27 protein-coding genes, 1 tRNA gene and 1 pseudogene are annotated in these 24,400 nt (G+C 63.3%); 11 read left to right on the forward strand and 18 right to left on the reverse strand.

Annotation, left to right across the window (positions count from 1 at the left end; genetic code table 11):
* The first annotated feature begins 93 nt into the window (after window positions 1-93).
* From B586_RS11755 to B586_RS11765, 3 genes are all read left to right on the forward strand, one after another.
* Complete coding sequence (locus B586_RS11755) at window positions 94-1,611, forward strand: amino acid permease (protein WP_054879862.1); 1,518 nt, start codon at window positions 94-96, stop codon at window positions 1,609-1,611.
* 149 nt (window positions 1,612-1,760) lie between these two features.
* The gene (locus tag B586_RS11760; RefSeq protein WP_054879861.1) at window positions 1,761-3,251 is read left to right on the forward strand and encodes an amino acid permease; all 1,491 of its coding nucleotides are present in this window, start codon (window positions 1,761-1,763) and stop codon (window positions 3,249-3,251) included.
* Window positions 3,252-3,332: 81 nt separating this feature from the next.
* Complete coding sequence (locus B586_RS11765) at window positions 3,333-3,473, forward strand: hypothetical protein (protein WP_276011733.1); 141 nt, start codon at window positions 3,333-3,335, stop codon at window positions 3,471-3,473.
* Window positions 3,474-3,493: 20 nt separating this feature from the next.
* Here the strand turns inward: B586_RS11765 and B586_RS11770 are convergent, their stop codons facing one another.
* The 8 genes from B586_RS11770 to B586_RS11805 all read right to left on the reverse strand — a co-directional run bounded on the left by B586_RS11770 (window position 3,494) and on the right by B586_RS11805 (window position 9,923).
* Window positions 3,494-4,375: an SDR family oxidoreductase gene (locus B586_RS11770; RefSeq protein WP_054879860.1), complete on the reverse strand. Its 882-nt coding sequence runs from the start codon at window positions 4,373-4,375 to the stop codon at window positions 3,494-3,496.
* 33 nt (window positions 4,376-4,408) lie between these two features.
* Window positions 4,409-5,656, reverse strand: a complete 1,248-nt coding sequence (gene mshC / locus B586_RS11775) for a cysteine--1-D-myo-inosityl 2-amino-2-deoxy-alpha-D-glucopyranoside ligase (protein WP_054879859.1) — start codon at window positions 5,654-5,656, stop codon at window positions 4,409-4,411.
* A gap of 21 nt (window positions 5,657-5,677) precedes the next feature.
* Complete coding sequence (locus tag B586_RS11780; protein WP_054880939.1) at window positions 5,678-6,499, reverse strand: 3'(2'),5'-bisphosphate nucleotidase CysQ; 822 nt, start codon at window positions 6,497-6,499, stop codon at window positions 5,678-5,680.
* 32 nt (window positions 6,500-6,531) lie between these two features.
* Window positions 6,532-7,347, reverse strand: a complete 816-nt coding sequence (locus B586_RS11785; protein ID WP_276011731.1) for an SCO1664 family protein — start codon at window positions 7,345-7,347, stop codon at window positions 6,532-6,534.
* Window positions 7,331-7,921, reverse strand: coding sequence for a DUF3090 domain-containing protein (locus B586_RS11790; RefSeq protein WP_047316456.1), 591 nt, complete (start codon window positions 7,919-7,921; stop codon window positions 7,331-7,333). Before B586_RS11790 ends, B586_RS11785 begins: the two co-directional genes overlap by 17 nt.
* 77 nt (window positions 7,922-7,998) lie before the next feature.
* Entirely contained in the window at window positions 7,999-8,676 is a 678-nt protein-coding gene (locus B586_RS11795) for a histidine phosphatase family protein (RefSeq protein ID WP_047316457.1), read from the reverse strand.
* Window positions 8,673-9,503, reverse strand: a complete 831-nt coding sequence (locus B586_RS11800) for an undecaprenyl-diphosphate phosphatase (RefSeq protein ID WP_047316472.1) — start codon at window positions 9,501-9,503, stop codon at window positions 8,673-8,675. The genes B586_RS11795 and B586_RS11800 overlap by 4 nt, the downstream gene beginning before the upstream one ends.
* A gap of 117 nt (window positions 9,504-9,620) precedes the next feature.
* The gene (locus B586_RS11805; RefSeq protein ID WP_047316458.1) at window positions 9,621-9,923 is read right to left on the reverse strand and encodes a phospholipase D-like domain-containing protein; all 303 of its coding nucleotides are present in this window, start codon (window positions 9,921-9,923) and stop codon (window positions 9,621-9,623) included.
* 176 nt (window positions 9,924-10,099) lie between these two features.
* Between B586_RS11805 and B586_RS11810 the strand changes: the two genes are divergently transcribed.
* Genes B586_RS11810 through B586_RS11820 form a run of 3 tightly spaced genes read left to right on the forward strand, consistent with a single transcriptional unit; the run spans window position 10,100 to window position 12,443 of the window.
* The gene (locus B586_RS11810) at window positions 10,100-11,089 is read left to right on the forward strand and encodes a YncE family protein (protein ID WP_418001136.1); all 990 of its coding nucleotides are present in this window, start codon (window positions 10,100-10,102) and stop codon (window positions 11,087-11,089) included.
* Complete coding sequence (locus B586_RS11815; protein WP_414738743.1) at window positions 11,086-11,361, forward strand: DUF5703 family protein; 276 nt, start codon at window positions 11,086-11,088, stop codon at window positions 11,359-11,361. The genes B586_RS11810 and B586_RS11815 overlap by 4 nt, the downstream gene beginning before the upstream one ends.
* Window positions 11,361-12,443 carry a quinone-dependent dihydroorotate dehydrogenase gene (locus B586_RS11820; RefSeq protein WP_054879857.1) on the forward strand — a complete coding sequence of 361 codons (1,083 nt, stop codon included), beginning with the start codon at window positions 11,361-11,363 and terminating at the stop codon, window positions 12,441-12,443. The genes B586_RS11815 and B586_RS11820 overlap by 1 nt, the downstream gene beginning before the upstream one ends.
* Window positions 12,444-12,577: 134 nt before the next feature.
* Here the strand turns inward: B586_RS11820 and B586_RS20930 are convergent, their stop codons facing one another.
* From B586_RS20930 to B586_RS11830, 3 genes are read right to left on the reverse strand one after another with little or no spacing between them, the layout of a single operon-like run.
* Window positions 12,578-12,742: a hypothetical protein gene (locus tag B586_RS20930; protein ID WP_156406763.1), complete on the reverse strand. Its 165-nt coding sequence runs from the start codon at window positions 12,740-12,742 to the stop codon at window positions 12,578-12,580.
* A gap of 33 nt (window positions 12,743-12,775) precedes the next feature.
* Entirely contained in the window at window positions 12,776-13,306 is a 531-nt protein-coding gene (locus B586_RS11825; RefSeq protein WP_054879856.1) for a YbhB/YbcL family Raf kinase inhibitor-like protein, read from the reverse strand.
* 19 nt (window positions 13,307-13,325) lie between these two features.
* Window positions 13,326-14,681, reverse strand: coding sequence for a M20/M25/M40 family metallo-hydrolase (locus tag B586_RS11830; RefSeq protein WP_054880937.1), 1,356 nt, complete (start codon window positions 14,679-14,681; stop codon window positions 13,326-13,328).
* A 117-nt stretch (window positions 14,682-14,798) separates the two neighbouring features.
* On the opposite strand from B586_RS11830, the gene B586_RS11835 reads away from it, so the two are divergent.
* A tRNA-Leu gene (locus B586_RS11835) sits at window positions 14,799-14,884 on the forward strand.
* A 215-nt stretch (window positions 14,885-15,099) separates the two neighbouring features.
* On the opposite strand, the gene B586_RS11840 is transcribed toward B586_RS11835, so the two are convergent.
* Entirely contained in the window at window positions 15,100-15,495 is a 396-nt protein-coding gene (locus B586_RS11840) for a hypothetical protein (protein WP_054879855.1), read from the reverse strand.
* A 581-nt stretch (window positions 15,496-16,076) separates the two neighbouring features.
* Entirely contained in the window at window positions 16,077-16,865 is a 789-nt protein-coding gene (locus B586_RS11845) for a hypothetical protein (protein ID WP_156406764.1), read from the reverse strand.
* A 442-nt stretch (window positions 16,866-17,307) separates the two neighbouring features.
* On the opposite strand from B586_RS11845, the gene B586_RS11850 reads away from it, so the two are divergent.
* Complete coding sequence (locus B586_RS11850; RefSeq protein ID WP_054879853.1) at window positions 17,308-17,919, forward strand: DUF6088 family protein; 612 nt, start codon at window positions 17,308-17,310, stop codon at window positions 17,917-17,919.
* 11 nt (window positions 17,920-17,930) lie between these two features.
* Entirely contained in the window at window positions 17,931-18,800 is an 870-nt protein-coding gene (locus B586_RS11855; RefSeq protein WP_054879852.1) for a nucleotidyl transferase AbiEii/AbiGii toxin family protein, read from the forward strand.
* Window positions 18,801-18,864: 64 nt separating this feature from the next.
* Here the strand turns inward: B586_RS11855 and B586_RS11860 are convergent, their stop codons facing one another.
* The 5 genes from B586_RS11860 to B586_RS11880 form a co-directional block, all read right to left on the reverse strand.
* Window positions 18,865-19,608 (reverse strand): nucleotidyl transferase AbiEii/AbiGii toxin family protein, encoded by a 744-nt coding sequence (locus B586_RS11860; protein ID WP_054879851.1) that lies wholly within the window; start codon window positions 19,606-19,608, stop codon window positions 18,865-18,867.
* Entirely contained in the window at window positions 19,605-20,516 is a 912-nt protein-coding gene (locus tag B586_RS21620) for a hypothetical protein (RefSeq protein ID WP_211141629.1), read from the reverse strand. Before B586_RS21620 ends, B586_RS11860 begins: the two co-directional genes overlap by 4 nt.
* Before the next feature lie 301 nt (window positions 20,517-20,817).
* Window positions 20,818-21,075 carry a hypothetical protein gene (locus B586_RS22060; RefSeq protein WP_236971277.1) on the reverse strand — a complete coding sequence of 86 codons (258 nt, stop codon included), beginning with the start codon at window positions 21,073-21,075 and terminating at the stop codon, window positions 20,818-20,820.
* A 271-nt stretch (window positions 21,076-21,346) separates the two neighbouring features.
* The gene (locus B586_RS11875; RefSeq protein ID WP_054879850.1) at window positions 21,347-21,559 is read right to left on the reverse strand and encodes a hypothetical protein; all 213 of its coding nucleotides are present in this window, start codon (window positions 21,557-21,559) and stop codon (window positions 21,347-21,349) included.
* Between the two features lie 152 nt (window positions 21,560-21,711).
* On the reverse strand, window positions 21,712-22,263 hold the full coding sequence (locus B586_RS11880; RefSeq protein ID WP_082607601.1) for a PE family protein: 552 nt from the start codon (window positions 22,261-22,263) through the stop codon (window positions 21,712-21,714).
* A gap of 1,136 nt (window positions 22,264-23,399) precedes the next feature.
* Between B586_RS11880 and B586_RS22065 the strand changes: the two are divergent.
* Both B586_RS22065 and B586_RS11890 read left to right on the forward strand, forming a co-directional pair.
* Window positions 23,400-23,854 (forward strand): annotated as a pseudogene (locus tag B586_RS22065) (type II toxin-antitoxin system Phd/YefM family antitoxin).
* Between the two features lie 3 nt (window positions 23,855-23,857).
* Window positions 23,858-24,292 carry a type II toxin-antitoxin system VapC family toxin gene (locus B586_RS11890; RefSeq protein WP_047314737.1) on the forward strand — a complete coding sequence of 145 codons (435 nt, stop codon included), beginning with the start codon at window positions 23,858-23,860 and terminating at the stop codon, window positions 24,290-24,292.
* The last annotated feature ends 108 nt before the right edge of the window (window positions 24,293-24,400 follow it).

Here is a 24,400-nt window from a genome sequence, read left to right on the forward strand (position 1 = left end):
CATCGATTAGGAAAAGATCCCTAGCCAACCCTGTCTTGACGACTCGAGACAAACCCAGCGGGCGGGGCGAACGACGACGATAGGACCCCTCGCATGACGGCGCTGCCGGATACCCCCAACCCAAACCCCGGCGTGTCGACAGCTGATGTTCTCGGCGAGGAGGCCGGCTATCACAAGGGACTCAGGCCTCGACAACTGCAGATGATCGGGATCGGCGGCGCCATCGGGACCGGGCTGTTCCTGGGCGCCGGCGGGCGGCTAGCCAACGCCGGCCCTGGACTGTTCCTGGTGTATGCCATCTGCGGACTATTCGTCTTCTTGATCCTGCGAGCACTGGGCGAGCTGGTGTTGCACCGTCCCTCATCGGGCTCCTTTGTGTCCTACGCACGAGAGTTCTTCGGCGAGAAGGCCGCCTACGCTGTGGGCTGGATGTACTTCCTGAACTGGGCGATGACCTCGATCGTGGATACCACCGCCATCGCCACCTACCTGCATCGCTGGACGATCTTCACGGTGTTGCCACAGTGGACTCTTGCGCTGATCGCCCTGGCAGTGGTGTTAGCGATGAACCTGATCTCCGTGGAATGGTTCGGCGAACTCGAGTTTTGGGCCGCACTCGTCAAGGTTTGCGCGCTGCTGGCATTCCTGATCGTAGGAACCATCTTCCTCGCCGGGCGCTACCCGGTCGACGGCCACAGCACCGGCTTGAGCCTGTGGACCAGCCACAGCGGACTGTTCCCCACCGGCGTCGCCCCGCTACTAGTGCTGAGCTCCGGGGTGGCGTTCGCCTACGGTGCCGTCGAACTGGTGGGCACCGCCGCCGGCGAGACCGCCGAACCGGAAAAAATCATGCCCCGAGCGATCAACTCCGTAATCGCCCGCATCGCGATCTTCTACGTCGGGTCGGTGATCCTGCTGGCACTGCTGCTGCCCTACACCGCCTACACAGCCCACGAAAGCCCGTTCGTTACCTTTTTCTCCAAGATCGGTTTCCACGGCGCCGGCGACCTGATGAACATCGTGGTACTCACCGCCGCACTATCCAGCCTCAACGCCGGACTGTACTCAACCGGCCGCGTCATGCACTCGATAGCCATCAACGGTAGCGGCCCGAAGTTCACCGCGAAGATGTCCAAAAGCGGTGTGCCCTATGGCGGAATTCTTTTAACCGCCGTCATCTGCCTGTTCGGCGTCGCACTCAACGCCTTCAACCCCGGTCAAGCCTTCGAAATCGTGCTCAATATCGCAGTGTTGGGCATCATCGCGTCGTGGGCCACCATCGTGCTGTGCCAGCTTCGACTGCACAAGATGGCCAAAGCCGGGATCATGCGCCGACCCCGATTCCGCATGCCGCTGGCCCCCTACACCGGCTACCTCACCTTGGCTTTCTTGGCCGCCATCTTGGTCCTGATGGCGTTCGACAAACCGATCGGCACCTGGACCGTGGCGTCACTGGTCGTTATCGTCCCGGCCTTGATCGCAGGCTGGTACTTGGTGCGTCAGCGCGTGATGGCCGTCGCCCGTGAGAGGATGGGCTATACCGGGCCATTTCCGGCAATCGCCAACCCGCCGGTGCAACCACCAGGACGATCCCACAGCCAGAGCCCGTAGCTCAACGCAGGTACTAGACCCCTTGCGGTCGAGTTGCCCCAACTAACGGAATCAGTACAATCGCAAGACCAAATTTCGCGCGAACCATACCTTCACGGTCATGGGAAGAACCCACCGAACGCCGGTAGAACGACGATAGGACCCCATGTATGGCCACGCTGGCTGAGAGCCCCGAACCAAAATCCGGCGCGTCAAGGGCTGACGCCCTCAGCGAGGAGGCCGGCTACCACAAGGGCCTCAAGCCCCGACAACTGCAGATGATCGGCATCGGCGGGGCGATCGGAACCGGGTTGTTCCTGGGCGCCGGCGGCCGGCTGGCCAAGGCCGGACCGGGCTTGTTCCTGGTGTATGTCGTCTGCGGGCTGTTTGTTTTCCTGATACTGCGGGCACTAGGCGAGCTGGTGCTGCACCGTCCCTCATCGGGCTCCTTCGTGTCCTACGCACGGGAATTCTTCGGTGAGAAGGCCGCCTACACCGTGGGCTGGTTGTACTTCCTGCACTGGGCGATGACAGCGATCGTGGACACCACCGCCATCGCCACCTACCTGCATCGCTGGACAATCTTCACGGTGTTACCGCAATGGACTCTGGCGCTGATCGCCCTGGCGGTGGTGCTGGCCATGAACCTGATCTCCGTCGAATGGTTCGGCGAGCTCGAGTTTTGGGCCGCGCTAATCAAGGTGTGCGCGCTGGTGGCATTCCTGGTCGTAGGAACCATCTTTCTCGGCGGGCGCTACCCGGTCGACGGCCACACCACCGGGTTTAGCCTCTGGACTAGCCACGGCGGATTGTTCCCGACCGGTGTCGTGCCGCTGCTGGTGGTCACCTCCGGCGTGGTGTTCGCCTACGCCGCCGTCGAACTGGTCGGCACCGCCGCCGGCGAAACCGCCGAGCCGGAAAAAATCATGCCGCGGGCGATCAACTCCGTGATCGCCCGCATCGCGATCTTCTATGTCGGGTCAGTGATCCTGCTGGCGCTGCTGCTGCCCTACACCGCGTTCAAGGCCGGCGAAAGCCCGTTCGTCACGTTCTTCTCCAAGATCGGCTTCGAAGGCGCCGGCGACCTGATGAACATTGTGGTACTCACCGCCGCACTATCCAGCCTCAACGCCGGACTGTATTCCACCGGCCGCGTCATGCACTCGCTGGCCATGAGTGGTAGCGGCCCGAAGTTCACCGCGAAGATGTCGAAAAACGGTGTGCCCTATGGCGGAATCCTTTTAACCGCCGTCATCTGCCTGTTCGGCGTCGCGCTGAACGCCTTCAACCCCGGTCAAGCCTTCGAAATCGTGCTGAACATGTCTGCGCTGGGTACCATGGCGGGTTGGGCCACCATCGTGCTGTGCCAGCTTCGACTGCACAAGATGGCCAAAGCCGGGATCATGCGCCGACCCCGATTCCGCATGCCGCTGGCCCCGTACAGTGGCTACCTCACTTTGCTCTTCTTGCTCTCGGTACTGGTTGTGATGGCATTCGACAAACCGATCGGCACCTGGACGGTGGCAGCGTTGGTCGTTGTCATTCCGGCCTTGATCGCAGGCTGGTACTCGATACGCAAGCGCGTGATGGCCATCGCCCGTGAGAGAATGGGCTATACCGGGCCTTTTCCGGCGGTCGCCAACCCGCCGATGAAATCCTAGGGCTGATTCTCGAAGGGGGTGAATCGGATTATCCGACGGATTATCCGCAACCGCTACGCCAGCAAGCCACCACTGTATGGAATGGCCATGGTCCTCTCGGCCATCGTCGTCGTCGCGGTTACCGCGTACTGGCACAGCGGCTGGTGGTCGCTGATCGGTTATGCCGCGGCCGCAATCATCGCGGTTATCGGGTTTGCGCTCGCCTTCCGCGACCTGTCCTGACAACCGCTTGAGCCCCAACCTTAGGGCTTCACGAAGTCCTCGTTGTATGCGCTAGTGAAGCGACCAAGCGTGACGACCTCGGCATCCATGCGGGGCAGCAGCCCAGCAGAGATCTTGCGGACGGGCAGTTGTCCGATCCGAGTGAACAACACCGGTTTGATCCAGGAAAACAAGCCCACCCAGCCCGGACAATACACGCGATCCTTGCGGCCCTCGATGCCCTTAACAAACGCGGACGCGCATCGATCCACCGTGGTGGTCTTGTTCAACGGCCACGGCAGCGCCGCGAGCAAGTCACCGAAGGCGGGCAGGTCGGCCTTGGTGTCGCGAACCAGCGCGGTATCGATCCAGGACATGTGGGCCGTGCCGACGTCGACACCGAGCTGTGCGACCTCCATGCGCACCGCGTTGGCGAGGTGCTCGTTTCCTGCCTTCGACGCGTTGTAGGACGCCATCCCCGGTGGCGCTGCGAAAGCGGCCAGCGACGAGACGATCAACACATAACCTCGGCGGTCGATCAACGAGGGCAGCGTGGCACGCACCGTGTGAAAGGCACCGAGCAGGTTGACGTCCAACACCCGCTTGAACGCCTCCGGGTCGACCTGCAGCACGGACCCATAGCTGGCGATGCCCGCATTGGCGACGACGACATCGATGCCGCCGAAGCGTTCGACGGCTTGCTTGGCTGCCACCTGCATGGCGGGCAGATCGCGCACATCGGCGACCGCGGTCAGCACCCGGTCGTCGCCGCCGAGTTCGGCGGCGACGACCGCCAGCTCGGCTTTGTCCAGATCGATCAACACAAGTTTGGCGCCCTTGTTGCTTAGCCGACGGGCTACCGCAGCGCCGATTCCCCTGGCACCACCGGTAATAAAGACGACCTTGCTATGCAACGATGTCATGCCCGAAACCGTACCTTGGCACCTTTGCCGCGATTACAGGTCCACCCCTAGCAGCGCATCGATCGCGGTTGCCAGCATATTTGGCGCCGCCGCGTCGTGGCCACCGTACTCCAGCGCATCGGTAACCCAACCATCCACTGCGGCAATCGCTTTGGGGGTATCAAGGTCGTCGGCTAAATACCTGCGCACCCGGGCAATAACATCGGCGACGTCTGGACCGGCGGGCATCGAGGCAGCGGTGCGCCAACGATGCAGCCGGGCGATAGCCTCATCGAGCAGCTGCGGGCTCCAAAACCGGTCGGCCCGATAATGCCCGGCCAGCAGACCCAGCCGGATAGCCGAGGGCGGGGCGCCTTGAGCGCGCAACGTCGACACCAGCACCAGGTTGCCGCGGCTCTTAGACATCTTGTGTCCGTCCCAGCCGATCATCCCGGCGTGCACGTAGTGCCGGGCGAATCGCCGCTCGCCCCTGACACATTCAGCATGCGCCGCGGTGAACTCGTGATGCGGAAAGATCAGGTCGCTGCCCCCGCCCTGAATGTCCAGTCCAATGCCGATACGGCTGAGCGCAATTGCCGCGCATTCGACGTGCCAGCCCGGCCGGCCTGGACCGAACGGCGACGGCCAACTGGGCTCGCCGGGTCGCGCGACCCGCCACAGCAATGCGTCGAGCTCGTCGCTTTTTCCAGGCCGGCGCGGGTCGCCGCCGCGCTGCTCGTACAGCCGCAGCATGGTGTCTCGGTCATAGCCCGACTCGTAGCCGAACTGCAGTGTTGCATCAGCTCGGAAGTAAATGTCCGGGTACTTGTCCTCGATGACGTACGCGGCCCCCGAGGCCAGCATCTTTTCCACGAGTTCGACGATCTCAGCGATCGCTTCGGTCGCCGCCACGTAGTCACGCGGCGGCAGTATCCGCAGCGCCGCCATGTCATCGCGGAACAGGGCGACCTCGCGCTCGGCGAGATCGCGCCACTCGACGCCGTCACGATCGGCGCGTTCAAACAACGGATCGTCGACGTCGGTGACGTTCTGCACGTAGTGCACGTCGTGACCAAGGTCGAGCCATAGTCGGTGAATCAGGTCGAACGCCAGATAGGTCGCTGCGTGGCCCAGATGAGTGGCGTCATACGGGGTGATCCCGCAGACGTACATGGTCGCCTTGCCGGTGGGCGCAGCACCGGCGGCCACCGGGCGCACCTGCCGGTCAGAGGTGTCGTACAGCCTTAGCTCGGGGCCGCGTCCCGGCAACACCGGAACCTGTGCGGAAGACCACGACTGCATGTCGTCGACTTTAATGGCCGGTTAGCGCCACGCCTGACGGATGGCGCCGAGCAGGATCGGCGCGATCTCGGCGCGACACATCACAAAGTCGGGCAGGTACGGATCGAGCTGGTTGTAGCGCAGCGGCGAGCCGTCCAGGCGCGACGCGTGCATGCCGGCCGCCAACACCACCCCGGCCGGCGCCGCGGAATCCCATTCCCATTGGCCTCCGGCATGCAGGTAGGCGTCCACATCGCCGTCGACAACCGCCATCGCTTTTGCCCCCGCCGACCCGATAGCCACCGGTTCGATGGCCAACGTCTGCCGTATCCGGTGCAGGATTGCGGGCGGCCGGGTGGCGCTGACGGCAATCCGGAAAGTGCTAGGAACACCGCCGGTCGCAGCGTTGGCCGTCACGGTGTCGCTGCGGTACACCCTGTTCCCGCGGGCCGGCAGCGCCACCGCCGCGTCGGTGATCTCGCGCCGGCCGTCTGCGGAGCCGCCGGTGGGACGTTGCCACAGCGCGATATGTACCGCCCAGTCGTCGCGCCCTGCCGTGGAGAATTCGCGGGTGCCATCCAGTGGGTCGATGATCCACACCCGGCCAGCCTGCAACCGAGCACGATCGTCATGCGCTTCCTCGCTGAGTACCGCGTCGCCCGGCCGCTCGGCCCGCAGCCGGCTCAGCAGTAGCGAATTTGCCCGCCGGTCACCAGCGTCGCCAAGCGCCCAGGGTTGGCCGAAACCGATCTCCTCACGAATTTCTAGGAGCAACTCCCCCGCTGCCGCGGCGAGATCGGCAGCCAGAGCCGCATCCGTTAGCTCTGACTGGTCATCCCTTTTGTCATGGGCAGCCGGGTTCACCGCTTCAGTATCGCCGACGGCGCAGCTGGTTTCTAAAATGCCGGCCACGGAATGGCACGATGCCGGTTCGGTCCAGGCATCACCGGGTTGTCTAGCAGCGCGTGCGCGCGCCTGCGCAGGGCGGTGATTTCTGTCCAGGTGATCTGCCCCGCGAGCGCATCGGCCAACGGGCCGCTAAGGCCGTTGGCCAGCCCGGCGACCCCCGCTAAGGTTTCGTCGTCGATCGGCTTACCGGCCCAACCCCATAACACTGTGCGCAGTTTGTCCTCGACATGCAGACACAGACCATGGTCGACCCCGTAAACGTGGCCGTCGAGGCCGTAAAGGATGTGGCCGCCCTTGCGATCGGCGTTGTTGATCAGCACGTCGAATACCGCCATTCGCCGCAACTGGGTGTCGTCGGCGTGCATCAGGATGACCTCGTCGCCGGCATAGTCGTAGGCCCGCAACACCGGCAGGTAACCCGGCTGCAGCTTGTCGGCGGGAAACAGGTCAACCAAGTCGGGCCCGGGCCTGGGATCGGAGTCGGCAGCGTCACCGGGCTGCTGCACCCATCGCTGCAGCATGCCAGGACCCGCCGGGCCGTCACGAATTACCGTGTAGGGCACAATGCTCCAACCCAAGCACGCCGAAACTAGATATGCCCCGAGTTCGCGGCCAGCCAAAGTCCCGTCAGGAAAATCCCACAACGGCTGCTCGCCGGAGACCGGTTTGTAAACGCAGTGCACGCTGCGCTGGTCCAGCGTCGATTCGCACAAAAAGGTGGCGTTGCTGGCCGAACGGATGCGTCCAAGGACCGTCAGCTCGCCGTCGGCCAACACCTCACGCTCATCACCCTTTGGCGTCATCATCGTTAGGGCCGAGCAGCGCGCTGCGCTTGTAGCCATTGGTGCGTGCGCAGATATGTCCCTCAGGGTCCAGCGGTTCGTCGCACAGCGGGCACGGCGGGCGTCCCGCCGAGATGACACGGTTGGAGCGGGTGGCGAACTGTCGCGCCGACTCCGGCGTTAGGAACACCCGCACCGCGTCGGGACCTTCCTCGGTGTCGTCGAGCACCACGGAGGCGTCGAACTCGGCGTCGGTGACGGCCAGCAACTCCACCACCACGGTCTGGGCTTCCGAATCCCAACCTAGGCCCATGGTGCCGACCCGGAACTCGGCGTCCACCGGCATGATCAGCGGGTTAAGGTCATCGATCTCGACGGGCTCTGGGGGCACCGGGGTGCCGAACCTGCGATGCACCTCGAGCAGCAACGCACCAATGCGTTCCGCCAGCACCGCAACCTGCTGCTTTTCCAAAACCACTGAAACCACCCGAGAGTCGTGCACCGCTTGGATGTAGAAAGTGCGATTCCCGGGCTGGCCAACGGTCCCGGCCACGAAGCGGTCGGGGGTGCGGAAGACGTGAATTGCGCGGGCCATGGCACCTCCAAAATACCGGCAGTTGGGCCCAAGGTGCGATCCGAACGCGGGCGCGAACCGAACCGGATCGGAAAGAATTAATCAGCAGAGCCACCAACCACCGCATCACCTGAAGGCTTGGTCGCGGCCCGCAACGCCGACGACAACCGCGCACCGGTGTGGTTGACGTGCAGCACGAACGGTCGCAGCTGGGTGTAGCGGATCACACTCACTGATCCCGGGTCGGCGGTGACGCGTTGGAAACTGTCCAGATGCATGCCGAACGCGTCGGCGATCACCGCCTTAATGACGTCGCCGTGAGTACAGGCGATCCACAGCGTGTCACCGCCATGTTGTAAGGCCAGCCGCCGGTCGTGTTCCCGGATAGCGGCCACCGCGCGCGCCTGCACCTGCGCCAAACCCTCGCCGCCGGGAAACACCGCGGCGCTAGGATGCGCCTGCACCACCTGCCATAACGGCTCCTTCGCCAAGTCACCGATGTTGCGGCCCGTCCATTCCCCGTAATCCACTTCGGACAGCCGGTCATCGATGAGCGGCTCCAGGCACAGCGCTTCGGCGAGCGGTTCGACGGTGCGCCGGCACCGCAGCAGTGGTGAGCACACCACCGCCTGGATCGGCAACTCGCCAATCCGGTCGATCAGGCCGACGGCTTGCTCGTGGCCTCTGTCGTCGAGGTCGACACCGTCAGAACGACCAGCCAAGACACCCGCGGTATTCGAGGTGGACCGCCCGTGCCGCAACACGATGACCGTCATGTCGCGGCTGCCGTCCTGGTCGCCAGCAGGACAAGCACACCCACGCCGGCGGCTATCCGGTAGCCGACGAACCAGTACATGTTGTGCTGCGCCAGAAACCGCAGCAACCAGGACACCGCGGCCAATCCGACGACGAACGCGATCACGGTGGCCACCAGCAGCTGCGGGCCGGTGGCACTCATCCCCTCGGTGACGGGGTGGAAGGCGTCCGGTATCGAGAACAACCCGGACGCGAACACAGCGGGTATGGCCAGCAGGAAGCCGAATCGGGCGGCCAATTCACGATCCAGTCCAAGAAACAGCCCAGCGCTGATGGTCGAACCGGACCGCGAGACACCGGGAATCAGCGCCAACGTTTGGGCAACTCCCACCACCAGGGCATCACGCCAGTTCAGCTGCTCGATATGACGGTTCTGACGCCCTACATACTCCGCGAGGGCAATCACCCCCGAAAACGCCACCAACGCGGTCGCCACCACCCACAGAGTGCGAACTCCCGAGCGGATCTCGTCTTTGAACACCAGGCCCAGGACGCAGATCGGGATGGTCCCGATAATGACGTACCAGCCCAACCAATAGTCCGCGGTGCGGTGCGACGTGACGGTCAGGCCGCTGCACCAGGCTTTGAGAATGCGCACGATATCGCGGGCGAAGTACACCAGCACCGCGGCCTCGGTGCCCAGTTGGCTGACCGCGGTGAACGAGGCGCCGGCATCGCCGGTGAAAAAGATCCGCGACATGATCGCCAGGTGGCCCGAGGAGGACACCGGCAGGAACTCCGTGAGACCTTGCACCACAGCTAAAACGATGACTTGCCACCAGGACATCGCCGAAACCGCAGTCACGACGACGACCGTACCTGGTGGGGGCGGCCGTACCGGATGCGACTAGTGGTGATCGCCGGCGCGGCAAAGCCGGGCGCTGGGGGTCACCATCCATCCAACCTAGCGCGACACCGGCTGCGCGCGTGCGACCGAATCCCGCACCGCCGCAGCCAGGCTGCGTTCGTCGGTGAGGTCGATGTCGACCAGCCCGCGGACCGCCCTCGCGACTACTTCGTCAGCCTGCGGAACAGGCCCGGCCAGTCGTGGCCGGTAAATTTCAACAACTAACGACCGATGCTCGATGTGGAAAGAAAAACTGCGTCCATCACCGACTTGTCCGTACCCGCTGGCGAAAATTCCCGTCGAGATCTCCTCGACAGCAAACTCGTTGTCTGCCGCATGCCGGTCAGCGGTGACGGTCATGTCGCCAAGATACCTCTCCAGGACCGGTACATGTGTGCAACATGGCGGGATTGGATGCGACATCGTTCCTTAGAATTTGAGTTTGATGTACCACATTCCAGGGTTAACCGTTGCTGTCACCGGGTAAACGAGCATTTCAACGCCGTTTAGCTGGCGTGTTGCTGTTGCTGGCACTCATGACCGGATGTTCGTCGAATCCGCTTGATAGTTCCCCACCCACCATCGAACCCGCGCAGCCGGCCGGGTCGCCGCCGGTGTCACAGAATCCAGCGGGTGCGGTGCGACCACTGGGCGGCCACCCGCAGGCTGCGATATTCGACAGCGGCAGTCGCCGGTTGGTGGTCCTGTGCCCAGGCGCCGATCCCGCGGCACCCGCCAGCGTTGCGGTGTTCGATGACGCGCACGCTCGGCCACGCGTGATCGTTCTGCCGGGGCCCGCCACCGCGTTGACCAGCGACGACGGCGGCACCGCCTATGTTGCCGCGCACGGTGGTTACTTCGTGGTCGATCTCGCAGGCGGCCATACCGCCCAGGTGAAGGTCGCCGACGCTGGACACACCGAATTCACCGCGATCGCACGCCGAGCGGACACCAAGTTGGTGTTGGGCAGCGCCGACGGCGCTGTCTACACCCTTGCTGCGACGGCATCTGGAGCCGGCACCGCCACCGCCAGCAACCGAAACAAGATCTTTGCGCGTGTCGATTCCCTTGTAACACAAGGAAATACCACGGTAGTGCTGGATCGGGGACAGACGTCGGTCACGACGATCGGCGCCGACGGTCGTGTCGAGCAAGCGCTGCGAGCCGGCGAAGGCGCAACCACGCTGGCCGCTGATCCGCTGGGCCGGGTCCTCGTCGCCGACACCCGCGGTGACCAGCTGTTGGTGTACGGCGTCGACCCGCTGATCTTGCGCCAGGCCTATCCGGTGCGGCATGCCCCGTACGGGCTGGCCGGGTCCCGCACCTTGGCCTGGGTATCCCAAACCGCGTCTAACATCGTTATTGGTTACGATCTGACCACCGGAATTCCCGTCGAAAAGGTGCGTTACCCAACCGTGCAGCAACCCAATTCGCTGGCTTTTGATGAAGCGTCGGACACCTTGTATGTGGTGTCGGGGTCGGGTGCCGGTGTCCAGGTCATCGAGCACGCGGCAGGGACCCGTTGAGCAGCCGACCGGCGCTACCGCGTAACCGGCTGCCCGCGGGTTGGGACACCGAGATGTCCGACGAGTACGAGTGGGTGCCGTTGCGCCTGCCGCCGGACGTGACCAGGCTCAGCGCGTCGACCCGGCTGTCCATCGAGGCTGAATATCGCGGTTGGGAGTTGACCCGGGTGCGGCTCTATACCGATGGCAGTAGGCGGGTGTTGTTGCGCCGCAAGAAATCTCGCCTAGAGGGTACAGGCGCCAACCGGCGATCCGACCAGCCGGAACTGTGATGTACCGGGTCGTACGCCGGCTGCTGTTCCTGATCCCACCCGAGCGCATACACACACTGGTTTTTGCCGTGTTGCGCGGCGTCACCGCCGTCGCTGTGCTGCGCCGGTTGCTGCGCCGACTGCTGGGACCGACTGATCCGATGCTGGCCAGCACGGTTTTTGGGGTGCGCTTCCCCGGACCGCTAGGGCTAGCCGCGGGCTTCGACAAGGACGGCATGGGGCTGCTCAGCTGGGGTGCGTTGGGTTTCGGTTACGCCGAAGTCGGGACCGTCACCGCGCACCCGCAGCCCGGCAACCCGGCCCCGCGCATGTTCCGGCTGCCTGCCGACCGGGCGCTGCTGAACCGGATGGGGTTCAACAATCACGGCGCCGGAGCGCTGGCGATCCAGCTCGCCCGCCACCGCCCCGAGGTGCCCATCGGGGTGAACATCGGCAAAACCAAAACAACGCCGGCCGCCCAGGCCGTCGATGACTACCGGGCCAGCGCCCGGCTGGTCGGCCCGCTGGCCTCGTATCTGGTGGTCAATGTCAGCTCGCCGAATACGCCGGGGCTCCGTGATCTGCAGGCAGTCGAGTCGCTGCGCCCCATCCTGTCGGCCGTACTGGCCGAGGCCTCAGCACCAGTGCTGGTCAAGATTGCACCCGATGTCTCCGATTCCGACATCGACGACATCGCGGACCTGGCCGTCGAAGTGGGTCTGGCCGGCATCGTGGCAACCAACACCACGGTGTCTCGCGACGGCTTGGCGACACCGGGGGTCGATGAGCTTGGGGCGGGCGGCATCTCGGGGCCACCGGTGGCGCGCCGCGCTGTCGAGGTGTTGCGCCGGCTCTACGGGCGGGTCGGCGATCGCTTGGTGCTCATCAGCGTGGGGGGCATCGAAACCGCCGACGACGCATGGGATCGCATCACAGCGGGCGCCTCGCTATTGCAGGGCTATACCGGATTCATCTACGGCGGAGGCTTGTGGCCCAAGCACATTCACGACGGCATCGCTCGCCGGCTTCATGACGGCGGATTCGCCTCGCTGCGCGACGCGGTCGGGTCGGCGGCCCCCAAACCGGAGAGACCGGCGGGATAGGTTATGCCGCTAGGGTCTGGCCGCTGTCGGCGCTCAAGCCGCGATGAGTGGCCATCGCCGGCTTGAGCGTCGACAGCCCCCGCCTCCACAGTGTCAATCGCCCACTCCTCGGTCTCCGAACAACGCGACAACCGTTAACCAAACAAATCACCAATCGCCACCAACTGCGCCGCCGCCCGATTCTCCGCCCGCGACCATGAACAAATCCGATCCACCAACACCGCAGACTCCGACGTGGCAGAGGGATAACGCCGCTCGAACAACTCATCAAACCGGGCCACCACCCGCTGATCGAACATACATTCGATTATGCCATAGGCCGCCGATACTAGCTAGTGCTGTTCGTAGGTGCCGTGGATGACGGCGCGAGCGATTGCGTGCTGAAACAGATTGAATCCCAGGAAGGCCGGACTGGCGTCCTCGCTGAGATCAAGCTTCTCGACCCGCACAGCGTGCACCGCGACGTAGTAACGATGCACACCATGGCCAGGCGGCGGGGCTGCGCCGACGTAACGGCGCATGCCCGCATCATTGACCAACGTCAACGCGCCGCCCGGAAGTTCACCGCCATCGCCCACACCTGCTGGCAACTCGGTGACGTCTGCAGGCAGGTTGGCCACCGCCCAGTGCCAGAACCCGGACAGGGTCGGTGCGTCGGGGTCGTAGACGGTGACCGCAAAGCTACGGGTCTCGGTCGGGAATCCCGACCAGCTCAGCTGCGGGCTGACGTCTGCTCCCCCCGCGCCCATGATTCCGCTGATTTGCGGCGTAGCCAACGGCTGGCCGTCGGTGATCGAGTCCGACGTCAGGTGAAACGACGGCAGCTTGGGCAGCGCGGCGTACGGGTCGGGCGGTGTTGTCATGCTTAGTCCTCTCGAGTAATCAGCAGTGTGTCAGGAAGTGCGCCAGCACATCGACGCCGAACTTGAGCGCATCGATGGGCACCCGCTCGTCGACACCGTGGAACAGCGCGGCGAAATCCAATTCCGGCGGCAACCGCAGCGGGCTGAAGCCAAAGCAGCGAATACCCAAGCGCGCGAAAGCTTTCGCATCAGTGCCGCCGGAAAGCATGTAGGGCACCGTTCGGCCGTCAGGGTCAACTGCCAGCACGGCGGCGTTCATGGCATCGACCAGATCGCCGTCGAAGGCAGTCTCGTACGGCGGCAAGTCCTTGATCCATTCCCGGGTCACATCGGGGCCGATCAATTCATCGATCTCGGCCTCGAACGCCGTCTGCCGCCCGGGCAGTACGCGACAGTCCACCACCGCTTCCGCGGTCGCCGGCACCACGTTGGCCTTATATCCGGCCTTGAGCATCGTCGGGTTTGCGGTGTCATGCAGCACGGCTTTCAGCATGCGCGCCATCGGGCCAAGCTTTTCGATCGCCCCTTCCAAGTCGGGCGACTCGGTGCCGAACTCGAGGCCGGTCTCCTCGCTGATCGCGGCGAGAAACTGGACGACGGTGTCGGTCGGCACGAGCGGAAACTGGTGACGGCCCAGCCGCGCGACCGCTTCGGCGACCGCGGTGACCGCGTTCTGATCGTGCACCATCGAGCCGTGCCCCGCCCTGCCCCGTGCGGTCAGCCGCATCCACTGGATGCCCTTCTCGGCCGTCTCGATCAGGTAGAGCCGGCGCTCACCACCGTCGCGGCGCGGCACAGTCAGCGAAAAGCCGCCGACTTCGCCGATAGCCTCGGTGACGCCAGCAAACAGATCAGGCCGGTTGTCGACCAACCATTGCGACCCGTAACTGCCACCGTGCTCTTCGTCGGCAACGAATGCGAAGACGAGGTCTCGCGGCGGCACAATGCCGGCCTGCTTTAGCTGCCGGGCCACCACGATCATCATGCCCACCATGTCTTTCATGTCGACCGCGCCGCGGCCCCAGACATGACCGCCTTCGATCGCGCCGGAAAATGGGTGCACACTCCATTCGGCTGCTTCTGCGGGCACCACGTCGAGATGCCCATGGATGAGCAGGGCGCCGCGCGAGCTATCCGCGCCTGCAAGGCGGGCAAACACATTGCCTCGACCGGGTGCCCCGGATTCCACATATTCAGGCTGGTAGCCAACCTCTGCGAGCTGGGCGGCAACCCACTGCGCGCACTCGGCCTCACCCCGCGTCGTCTCGGGGTCGCCGGTGTTGGTGGTATCGAACCGGATCAACCTGCTGACAACCTCGACCACGTCATCACTCGGGTTGGTTGCGGCCTCGGTCGCTCCTGTCTTTGAAGTCACAGTCACCTTTCCTACCACTGCCACGAGCGGCGGGCTCGGCGTCTTCGTCTGGGTGGGTTGGGTCGGCGCGGACCAATCCGATAGCCTTAGCTGCTAACCCCAGGTGGTTGGGATTTTGTCCGAGTGGCGGAATGGCAGACGCGCTAGCTTGAGGTGCTAGTGCCCTACTAATGGGCGTGGGGGTTCAAGTCCCCCCTCGGACACAAAAAGTTAGCCAGCAATGTGCAAAAATCCTCTCCGAACTTATCGGAGCGGATTTTTTATGTTTGCTTGATTTCGTCCTACTCCGACTCGGACCCCCACAACTAACGCCTGCTGGCGAGCACCGCCGCGAAGAACTCACCACGGTGACCACCGAGGTCGCAGACGATCAGGCCTGCCGATTAGCCAACGGATTCAAGAGGCCCCTTACGCCGTATCACTCGTTGTATCTCGCGGCGAGATCTTCCGTTAGACCCCGGATCCTCCATCGGGTCTCTTTGCGCATGAACTCATCGCTATAGTCCTCACTCACCCCACCAGCGTTGAACCAGTAGCCTCCGCAACGCGCACACCACTCGCGTTCGATGACTTCCTCGGCGGGCAACGGCTCGCCGTAGAGGTAGATGGCGCGAGGCCCCTTCCGATAGTCGCCGTCCTCGTCGATGTAGCGCTTGACAGAAGCGCACCCGCTGGGGCCGCCGTAGTGCTTTTTGCGTCCGCCTCCGCCGAACGAGTCGACGACATGGAGCGATGGCTTCTGGAGGCAGTACAACTCAGGCTCGCCGTCGATGCCGTCCACGATGAAATGCATGATCGCCGAGTTGCTGCCCACCGCTGGCTCCACCAATCGCGCTCTAAGGTTTTCTGGGCCAGCTTTGACGCGATCTGTAGATGGCCCGCGGCCGGCCCGTACCTCTCGTCGGTTACGACCTCGTTCTGCCATCCGGCGTAGATGCCGCTGGGCTGCCAGCCGTGTTCCTTCCTCGACCAGCACACTCGGCCGCCAAAGCCACCTTGAAGCACCACGGCGAACAGCGCGTCGAACGCTTCAAGCGACACCAGCGGAGGTTCGGGTGGCTCCGCCTCCGGCACCACCGTCAACCGCCTAGGCCTGGGCTCGGCTACTACCACCGCGGGCTTGAGCTGCAACTCGATCTCGAGCTCGCGCTTCAATTGGTTGACCACGGCCACCGTCACTTTGATGCGCGTCGCCGCCAGCGCGTGAACTACTCTGTGAGCATTGAACTTTCACCTGTCAGACCGGCACTTGTGTAGCTCGGCGATGACGGCTTCGCGAATTGCGTCGTCAGACATCGAATCCTACTTCCGCTTCGATCGCTTGGGGCGATGACTTGAACTATGGCGATCGTCGTCGCTAACGGTACGTGTACGACCGCGTTAGGCCTCGGCAGATCACCAAGAATCGAACTGCCTCAACCAATTCGCATCCCCGGCGGCGGCCGACGCGGCAATCCCCGCAGCGAGCCAGATCATCGCCGCAGTTGCGAGGGGACCCAGTTCGTCAAGGACTTCGCTCACCGTCAAGTCCGGAGCAAGCGTGTATCCGATCAAACCTGAGACCCGCTCGGTTGCCGCTGCCGCACCTTCGCTGAGGTTGGCTTTAACCCAAGCGACCGCAGAATCGCTGGCTATTCCAGCATCCCGTGCGCCCACAAGCCATCCAAACAGGCAGGCGTGGACGGCGGTGACAACGTCCTCAAGCTCCTCGGTGTCGCCGTCGTCGCCAAGCGACTCCATCAAATTGTCGAGGAAACGTAATGCCGGTGCATCGGCACCTTCGGCAAGCAGTGTTTGCGCTACAACTAATTCGAGACCTTGTCCAACATCGTCGAGTACATGACCGGTCAGATCCTCGTCGATCAAATCGCCATCCTCGCCCGGCTGCGTGTCGAATCGGCGCACAGCTTCAAAGTAGGCTTCGACCTCCTGCGCCGAGAACAGATGCTGGTTCATCTCTGTCACGATGTAACCGAGTTCTTCCCAAGCGCGGATATACGCCGGATCAAGGCCTGCCTCCTCAGCCACTCGATACAGTTCCGCCCAGTTCTGCGCTTCGGATTCCGGCCGCATTGGAATTGGCTCGTCACAATTCGGATCAAAAAAGACGGGGTCCTCGGGACCCGGCTCGCGCCCGAACTTCGCAGTGAAGGCGTCCAACTGTCCCTGGAGCGCCTCTTGCATCTGTTTGCCAGCCTCTGACTCACGACTCCAGGAAAGCGTCCGTCCGGTTTCGGTGCGTTCTTGCTGGACGAATCGCGGATCTCCTTGACGCTCGAAGACCAGTCGGACATGGGCTTCGCGCCGACGTTCAGCGGCAGCGGCGCGCCGCCGCAACTCCGCTTCGTGCTTCTTGGCCTGCCTGCTCTGGTTCGACTTACGCTTCTTTGCCACCGGAACCCCCGACTCGCCGTCTGGCCACCGAAGAGACACCCACTTCGTTGACACCCATTTGTACTCGCGACCACCGACGCTCCGGTGAATCCGACACGTCGACGCTGACGGCCCGTAGGGTCCTGCGGGCCGCCCACCTACGGTGTCGAGGCGTGCGCTGAGCGTAACGGAGGGAATGGTCTGAACTGCGGTTTCCTTGAAAAGATGTCACGTTCCCGCTAAAATCCGAAAGATGACGGCCTTGACCAACACACCAGCGATGGCGATTCGACGCGCCTCGCCGCGGTCATTCGTGCACGTCTCAGACCTACCTGGCAGCAACGAAGCCGCCCGTAAAGCGGCGTCGCGCGCCGTGCAGAGCGGCGACTTGGTCCGCATACGGCGTGGACTTTATTTCAAGGTGCCCCGAGCCACCCGCTACGGACCGGTCAAGCCCCGCGTCGAAGAGGTCGCCCGGGAGATCTTCCGTGCACCCAACTCCGGCTTTGGCCCTGCGGGCTATTCCGCGGCGCGCAATCTCGGGCTCACGACCCAGGTACCCGCCAAGTTCGAGGCGGCGGCGTTGTGCAAGGCTGACCCGCCTGTTCCTGGTGTCGTGCTGCATGTGCGCAGCAATCCGGCCAGGGCGGCACTCAACGAGAAGGAGATCGCCGTACTGGAGGTTCTCCGTTCGCCCGAGCACTTCGTTGATGGTGGCATGACGACACTTGCCCGCAAGGTCGACGAACTGGCCACGGCCAAAACAGTGCGACTGCGCGCCCTCGCCAAGGCGGCAACCGGAGAAACAGGACCAGTTAAGGCGAACCACGCACGGTTGATCGCTGCGCTCAAGTCAGCGGCATAACGCGACAAACTGTGACACCACCACGCCTGCGCGAAGGCCTCGATGATCTCGATGCGCTTCTCGGGCAAGCTGCCGACGCGCTGAATCGACCGTTCCCATTCCTCGAGAAGGACTTCTGGGCGATGGAGGTTCTTCGCATTGCGGCGCGCGATCGCCGTATCACTCTGAAGGACGGCACAGCAGGGACCGTACGAACTGTCTTCAAGGGCGGGACCAGCCTGAGCCGGGTCTACGGTCTCATCGACCGATTCTCCGAGGACATCGATCTGCTCGTGATCTTTCCCGATGATGGCGGTGGGGCCAGCGAGAACCAACGTGACAAGCTCCTCAAAGGCATCCAGGCTGAGGTTCACCAGCACCTCGGCGCCGACGAGGTTCGCCAGGAGCTCCTGCTGTCGACCAAAGGTGTGAAGCGAGATATCAAGTACCACTACCCGTTACGCGAAACGGTTCACACAGCACTGACCGAAGGGGTGACCCTCGAAATGGGGTCACGGGGAGGCACGGAGCCCGCAGAGCAGCACACCCTTCGATCGATCGTCGCCGACTATGCGATAGCAGAACTCGGGGAACCAGACGATCAGTGGGAGGAGTTCACGGCACTCGAGGTGAATGTCCTTGGAGCAGAACGGACTCTGCTCGAAAAGCTCGCGGCCGTGCACACGATCACTTCAGATGCCACTGCCGTCGCGCCCGCTGGGTGGGGCCGACATCTGCACGACATCTACTGGCTCCTCGAATCCGAGTCGGTCCGCGAAAAGCACTACGACGGTGATCACCTTCTCGGCCACGTGAGCATCAGTGCGCTTTATCGACACTGGGCACGTGCCTGCAACGCCACCCCGTGGCGTGGCTCGGACTCGGGAAGTCTGCACGCCTGACCGAGCTTCCGGCGAGGTCATACGATTGGGTGCGTACGGTGTCGAGCCGCCGTCCGCCGGTATGTCATCGCGACACGATGGCGACATGGCGCCGGAGCAGCGCCCGCACTCTGGCCGGCACCCTCGTCGGCGGACTGGAGATCATTTGCGCTGCCACACGCGCAGCATCGCTGCGCTCGCCGGCCTTTGTGATCTTGGGGTCGTCCAGGCGCCACGGTGATGCGCGATATTCGGGTTGTGACGCCACGATCTCCAGCAATGTCTCGATGTCTTGGAGGTCACGTTTGGAGTCGCGAACGGTACGTGCCAGCATCTTCAGCACGAATGCTGCCTCGACGTCGGGAACCGGGACTTCGAACTCAATCATGTCGCCGTCGGTGAGCCGGGCTGTAACAGCGACTTCGATCGGCGGCAGGGCCAGCGCCATGCGTAGCCCTGGCGCACCATCGAAGGCTCGTTCGCCGATGATCCGCTTGCCCGGTTTGGCTGCGGTGGGAACCAAAAGGTCAACCGCTTGCTCACCTCGCTCGTAGCGGTTGCCGCACTCAGCGATGTACCCCAGCGCGGTGAGCCGATCGTGGAGGTCGCCCGTAGACGCCACGTTTACGTCGATCCCGGTGTCTGCGTCGGAGGTCAGCCGCGGTATGCCCGGCACGTTGTAGACATGCCGCAGCAGCCGCACCATGTGACCGCCGATGACACGGTACTCGATGTCGTCGGCGACAGCGGCCACGTCGCGCAGCGCACGCATTCCGTTGTCGTCGGCCACCGCGGTGCAGGCCATCACGACGGATGCTGTTCTGGTCACCGGTGCACGATCCAGTCGCCGAGACGCTGCGGTGCACCGTCGCCGAGATCGGCGCCGTCGCTGAGGTCCTGAAGCGCAATCACTGGGTCCACGGTGATGATGTCGGAACGCTGCGTATCACTAACCCGCAGCCACCAGGACGCGGTCGTCCAGACTGTCGGATCGGCGGGAACCCGCACGGTCAAGGTCGCTTCCTCGGCGGTGGCCTCCACCAGGCCGAACTCGGAGAGGTCGACCAGTTCTTTGGCGTAGACCAGACCTCTGGTTGGTATCCGCCACGGTTGCAGGACGTCGGCGGCGACCTCGCCGCCGGCAAGTATCGGCACGGTGAGCTCGGCGCCAAGTCGGGTCGCGCTGCGCACCTGCTCCACTACCGGATCCATTCCATACCAGTACGTTTCGACGAGTCCGCTGTCTGCGGGTACCGATGCCAGTTTCATCATGAATTCCCGGCGTGCAGCCTCGGCCATGGGCGTGTCCGGCAGCGGATCCTTCTCGGCCATCTTGGACACCGCCTGCTGGCTGACTGCGATGGCCGCAGCGATGTCACGTTGGCGGAGGTGGTCGCGCGTGAGCACACAGACCCGTTCGGCCGCCCGCCGGCGCCAGCTGCGCTCGCTGGCTGCGCGGTGTGGCCGTCCTGGTGTGGGCGTTCGGTACGTTCGCCCGGAGAGCACCAGTTCGCCGGTACTGCCGACGCTGAGATCCACGTCAATGTGAGCCAGGAGCGCTGAACGTGCCTCGTCTGAGATGGTCTCGCAAACCACGAAGACGCGGCGACCGGGATGGCGACGCACGTGACTGAGGACGGCGGCCGGAGATGGCGCGCGTTCTGCCAGGACCAGGTCCGCTACCACGGCGCGGCCACCTATCCGGTATGTGATGCTGTGCGCATCGCCAGTCACCACCTGAACGCCGGCGTCGACCAAGCGGGCAGGAATCGAGGCAGACAGCATGTCTGCTACTCTAGCAGCGACCACTTGTCAAACAACCATTTGTCGAGAAACATATCTTTGGTTGTTTGACTTAATCTAACCAGTAGCGTATAAGTGCTCGGGTGATTGACACGTCGCACGCCGGATGGAGTTGAACGGGGCGAGCGTCGAAGAAGCCGGGCAGGCGGCGGGGCTACTTTGGCGTTTCGCGGCGACGCCGCTAGCGCAGACATCGCTGGCAGCCGGCTGACTCTTAATCAGCGGGTCCGGGGGTTCAAACACTGGCGGCGCACCACTGTGATGTGTCAAGACATGCTATTCCGATGTTCTGAAACCACACACCCCCTCGGACACAGCCGGCGACACGACTCAAGTCGGCCGTCGCCTTGGCTCGTTGCAGATGTGGATCGTAATCAAGACGCAGACCCAGGCTCGCGTACACCTGAGCGCGTTCCGCCCCGGTTGCCTCACCAAGCACCGCTGCCAGCCCGCCCAACTCCTCGACCAACTCGCTGATCAGTGCAGCAGACATTGCGCAGGGTCTCTCGGCTCGCTCAAGAAGGGCCTTCAACTCGTCGCGCTCGGCGGTGCGGCGACGCAATGCAGCGGTCAAGTCTCAACGGCCACACCAGATTCCGCTACAGTAACCAAAGCAGCAACCTTGCCATTCGCCTCGCTGAGCTGGCGCTGCAAGGCGTGACCAGCGGGATCTCGCGTTGTTGATAGCGATCAACGATCCCCAGATCCCTCGCCGCGGCCAGATCGCGCCCACACTCGCAGTAGCCCTAGGGGAACAGGTCGTGTCAATCGTCGGGGTTGGCGGTCCAGTCCAGATACGACCCTGCCGCCCCCGGCTGTTTGCCCCGCTTGCGCACTGACCCGCCCCCACGTTGCTGCTTTACCGGCGGCGGCGTGACGGCGGCATCGACGAATTGCTGCTGTTGCTGCGACAGCAAATGCTCCAACCGCGCCAGCTTGGCCGTCAGCTCTGCGTTGGTCGTCGTCAGCAGCAGCACTCTGCTCGGCTTGTGCTATGACCAGCCCGGTCAGCTGCTCCCGCGACATCTCCTCAAGGCCACACACGTTACCGACACGCCGGAAAACAACATCGGGTCGTGTGGGCCTCAGACCTCACGAACAGGCTGAATGTTTACGATTCACCTCGTTCTTAAAAGTCCTCGTGAGAAGAGTCCTCCCAACCAGGCGGAAAAACCCCGGCACCAGTATCTACAACAACCTTCTTGCTGGAAGCAAGGTTGTCTGAAGTTTTTGTGGACTCGTTATATGGGCCATGAACGCCGGTATGCCGGACATCCCCGCCCTGGAGACCATCCAGAATATTCTTTTTGCTGGACTCGTCAGTGTCCGCATATTTAGATGCGCCATCCTTTAGGCTCCAGGACAACTGCTTGCCGATGTCCGCGCCGCGATCGGTATGCACTTGGTACATCACCGCGCGGGCATTAAAAAATCTCGCTAACAGAGCTGACACGCTATCCTTCCCCGGCGCGGGAATCTTGGTCACCATCGGGGCCTTCTTGGCATTTGCTATCGAAATCTGGTGAGCTATCTCCACCATCTTGGTGCTCACCTCAGTCATGCCATCAGGATTTGCCCACATCGCTTCCCTGTCTACCAGTAACGACGCATCCAGCCCTGATAGCGACGGATTAAAGTCTTCTCGGGTGGGGGACGCATTCGTGTTTGTAAAATCAAACATATCTTCTCCAAGTCTGTTGTAAACAGGATCAAATCTTCTAACCCGAATTAGCTCAAATTGGTGCGCAACCCGACGGCGCGTTTGTCCAGGTCACTCCCACACAGGTCGGTGAACGCACCGATCGTCGACACCTTGGGCGATCTCACAATATGAACAGCGTTGATTAACAACAGCTTTCGTTCACCGGTCATCACCCGATTACGCCCCCGGCAACAGCCTACGCAACCAGATCGGACCCCACGGGCACTAGGTTTAGTGCGCAATCTTTGCCGATCTTGGCGGCAAAGACGCAGGTCATTGTCGCGTGAACGCTCCGGAAGCCGACTCGTGAGCCAAATCAGATTCTAATGCTGCGCTGATTTTCTCCGCAGAAATTATCAATACTCCCTCGCGACCGGTTAGTTATTATATGAACGTCATCACATAATTTATGTGAACGTCACCGCACTATATCGTATCGTCGGGCTCTTCGCATTTCGAAGGTGTCGAGGTGGTCGGAGCGTCGTAAACATTCACCCGGGGTTTGACCTGTGCTTTTGTGGCGTTGCGGCGCACTGACGCGGCCCGGCTGCTGATGGCTGCTGCGGGCGTTGCGGGTCGTGAGTCTGATCAACTTTGGAACTCTCGATTGATGGCGCTGCCGCGCCACGGCGGTGTATCGAGCCCGAAGTCGATGACGGAGGTCCCGTTGTTCTACCTCGGTCACATCGGCGGCGTTAAAGGGCTCCGCAACTGGATCCGTCTTGACCACGAACACGGGTGGGCGACGGGGCCGATTACGAACACATACAGGTACGGCCGCACCGGCATAGAGGTCCATCTAATCGAACTGGCTGTCGGGATGGAGTCCTGGACCAACCTCCACAAAAAGCTAGGGCGAGCCTGGGCGCAACCACATCGGCTACGAAAGAAGACGGGACGCCTACACCAGCTTGAAGCACGCTCCGTCATACGAATACGATCGCCAGCAGTCACCGCACACAGCGTCTCAAACAGAGAATTCAAAAGCTCGTTGCTGCAAGCTAGACGCGGCGTCCGACACCGAGGCGCTGCCGTCGCCATCTACTGACCACGAACGCCAGCTGCGCCGAAGTCCCACCAGAGACGGCAAACACCTTCCGCCGCAATACCTTCGGATGCAGCTTGGATGGAAGGCCACCAGCCACCATGACATCGACCGTCTCGGCGTCGCCAGGACCGCGGACGAATCGGTGTGTCGGCCCGTTGCCACCTGGCCTCCGGCTTGCGCAGGTCAGTCTCTCAGGTGTCGTTGGCCGCATCCAGTAGTGACATGTACAAATTGTGGTTCAGTGAGTGTACAGTTCACGGTGTGGATGTATCCGTGACCGAGTTGCGCGCGCACCTCAGCGATTGGCTCGATCGAGCGCGAGCGGGTGGTGAGGTCGTCATCACCGACCGTGGGATTCCGGTCGCGCGACTCGCTGCGCTGGACAGCACAGACACCTTGGAGCGTCTCACGGCCGAAGGCGTGATTGGCAAGGCCACCGCGCAGCGGCCCGTCGCTGCGGGACGGTCCGGGCCCCGACCGCGGCGGCCGGTGTCTGACCGGGTCAGCGACCAGCGGCGCTGACCGGTGCCGCTCGTCTACTTCGACGCCAGCGCCTTCGTCAAACTTCTCACCACCGAGACAGGGAGCTCGCTGGCGTCCGCGCTGTGGGACGGCTGCGACGCCGCATTGTCCAGCCGCCTGGCCTACCCCGAAGTCCGCGCCGCACTCGCTGCAGCAGCCCGCAACCACGACCTAACTAAATCCGAGCTCGCCGCCGCCGAGCATGACTGGGACGGCTTCTGGGCCGCCACCCGCCCAGTCGAACTCACCGCGACGGTTGAACAGCACGCCGGCCGCCTCGCCCGAGCCCATGCCTTGCGCGGAGCCGACGCTGTTCACCTGGCCAGCGCGTTGGCTGTCGGCGACCCCGGCCTGATCATCGCCGTTTGGGACCGACGTCTGCACGCCGGAGCCCAAGCCGCCGGGTGCCGAATCGCCCCCGCCCAACTCGACCCCTAGTCCGACCGCTCGACATTAGAGTGGGTCAACCCCAGCGCGGACGACGATCAGGTACCGATTCGCCAGGTCTCAACCCGTGTCGTAGGCGGGCATGTCCCCCGCGGACAC

It is taken from the genome of Mycobacterium haemophilum DSM 44634, from assembly GCF_000340435.2.
GTDB classification, from domain to species: Bacteria; Actinomycetota; Actinomycetes; order Mycobacteriales; family Mycobacteriaceae; genus Mycobacterium; species Mycobacterium haemophilum.

Coding starts and splice junctions, on each gene's coding strand:
- B586_RS11755 (WP_054879862.1), top strand. CDS start 94: ATGACGGCGCTGCCGGATACCCCCAACCCAAACCCCGGCGTGTCGACA.
- B586_RS11760 (WP_054879861.1), top strand. CDS start 1,761: ATGGCCACGCTGGCTGAGAGCCCCGAACCAAAATCCGGCGCGTCAAGG.
- B586_RS11765 (WP_276011733.1), top strand. CDS start 3,333: ATGGCCATGGTCCTCTCGGCCATCGTCGTCGTCGCGGTTACCGCGTAC.
- B586_RS11770 (WP_054879860.1), bottom strand. CDS start 4,375: ATGACATCGTTGCATAGCAAGGTCGTCTTTATTACCGGTGGTGCCAGG.
- mshC (WP_054879859.1), bottom strand. CDS start 5,656: ATGCAGTCGTGGTCTTCCGCACAGGTTCCGGTGTTGCCGGGACGCGGC.
- B586_RS11785 (WP_276011731.1), bottom strand. CDS start 7,347: ATGACGCCAAAGGGTGATGAGCGTGAGGTGTTGGCCGACGGCGAGCTG.
- B586_RS11790 (WP_047316456.1), bottom strand. CDS start 7,921: ATGGCCCGCGCAATTCACGTCTTCCGCACCCCCGACCGCTTCGTGGCC.
- B586_RS11795 (WP_047316457.1), bottom strand. CDS start 8,676: ATGACGGTCATCGTGTTGCGGCACGGGCGGTCCACCTCGAATACCGCG.
- B586_RS11800 (WP_047316472.1), bottom strand. CDS start 9,503: ATGTCCTGGTGGCAAGTCATCGTTTTAGCTGTGGTGCAAGGTCTCACG.
- B586_RS11805 (WP_047316458.1), bottom strand. CDS start 9,923: ATGACCGTCACCGCTGACCGGCATGCGGCAGACAACGAGTTTGCTGTC.
- B586_RS11810 (WP_418001136.1), top strand. CDS start 10,100: ATGACCGGATGTTCGTCGAATCCGCTTGATAGTTCCCCACCCACCATC.
- B586_RS11820 (WP_054879857.1), top strand. CDS start 11,361: ATGTACCGGGTCGTACGCCGGCTGCTGTTCCTGATCCCACCCGAGCGC.
- B586_RS20930 (WP_156406763.1), bottom strand. CDS start 12,742: ATGTTCGATCAGCGGGTGGTGGCCCGGTTTGATGAGTTGTTCGAGCGG.
- B586_RS11825 (WP_054879856.1), bottom strand. CDS start 13,306: ATGACAACACCGCCCGACCCGTACGCCGCGCTGCCCAAGCTGCCGTCG.
- B586_RS11845 (WP_156406764.1), bottom strand. CDS start 16,865: ATGCAAGAGGCGCTCCAGGGACAGTTGGACGCCTTCACTGCGAAGTTC.
- B586_RS11850 (WP_054879853.1), top strand. CDS start 17,308: ATGACGGCCTTGACCAACACACCAGCGATGGCGATTCGACGCGCCTCG.
- B586_RS22060 (WP_236971277.1), bottom strand. CDS start 21,075: ATGTCTGCTGCACTGATCAGCGAGTTGGTCGAGGAGTTGGGCGGGCTG.
- B586_RS11880 (WP_082607601.1), bottom strand. CDS start 22,263: ATGTTTGATTTTACAAACACGAATGCGTCCCCCACCCGAGAAGACTTT.